General features: G+C 47.3%; 2 rRNA genes. Both read left to right on the forward strand.

What is annotated here, in order from left to right:
• Position 1: 1 nt before the first annotated feature.
• Positions 2-119, forward strand: a 5S ribosomal RNA gene (gene rrf, locus DWZ60_RS16955).
• A 404-nt stretch (positions 120-523) separates the two neighbouring features.
• Positions 524-1,162, forward strand: a 23S ribosomal RNA gene (locus DWZ60_RS16960); the annotation flags it as partial.

The raw sequence follows: 1,162 nt of genomic DNA on the forward strand, positions 1-1,162 counted from the left end.
TGCTGGTGGCGATGCGCTTAGGGGACACACCCGTTCCCATCCCGAACACGATGGTTAAGACCTAAGCGGCCGATGGTACTGCACTGGAGACGGTGTGGGAGAGCAGGTGGCTGCCAGCTCCCTAATAAAAAGACAAGGGTAAATGTCTATGAAATAAAACAGCTGCCCACAGAAGCGCAGTAACCTATAACAGCAGGGAAGTGCTGATGAGAGCTGGTTTTACCAGTGATTAGAGTTTAAAAGAAGAAATGTGTTTCACAGAAAGCATCAAAAAAACTTTTAAGTTCTAATGACTGATGAAACAATCAGTCAGCAAGATGTACCTTGAAAACCGCATATACAATCTATATTGAAAACGTTAAAACGTTAGAGATAGGAAAAGACATCCGAGGCATCATGTGTGAGAGCATGTGATGTTATCAAACCAGAGAGATAATCGAAAGATTATTGAATCAATTGCTTTTAAAGCAGAGAACACAAAAGCCTGTCATCAACGCTATGATGGCAGCGGACCAAGAATACAGGTCAAGCATTAAGAGCGCAGGGTGGATGCTTGGCACTGAGAGCCGATGAAGGACGTGATAAGCTGCGAAAAGCTTCGGGGAGGAGCAAATATCCATTGATCCGGAGATATCCGAATGGGGAAACCCACTTGAGCAAACCTCAAGTATCCATACGCCAATCCATAACGTATGGAAGGGAACCGGGGGAACTGAAACATCTAAGTACCCCGAGGAGAAGAAAGAAACCTCGATTTCCAAAGTAGCGGCGAGCGAAATGGAAAGAGCCCAAACCGTGGTGCGTGCACCGCGGGGTTGTGGACTGCATAAGGTACTCGAATCAATAGCCGAACAGTTTTGGGAAATCTGATCAGAGAGGGTGAAAATCCCGTAGGCGAAATTGATGAGAGGCTGGCAGGATCCAGAGTACCACGAGACACGGGAAACCTTGTGGGAAGCAGGAGGGACCACCCTCCAAGGCTAAATACTCCTCAGTGACCGATAGCGCATAGTACTGTGAAGGAAAGGTGAAAAGGACCCCGGGAGGGGAGTGAAAGAGAACCTGAAACCCTGTGTTTACAAGCTGTGGAAGTGCCTTATGTGCACAACCGCGTACTTTTTGTAGAACGGTCCGGCGAGTTACGTTTACTGGCAAGGTTAAG

This window comes from Blautia sp. AF34-10 (assembly GCF_003477865.1).
GTDB classification, from domain to species: domain Bacteria; phylum Bacillota; class Clostridia; order Lachnospirales; family Lachnospiraceae; genus Fusicatenibacter; species Fusicatenibacter saccharivorans.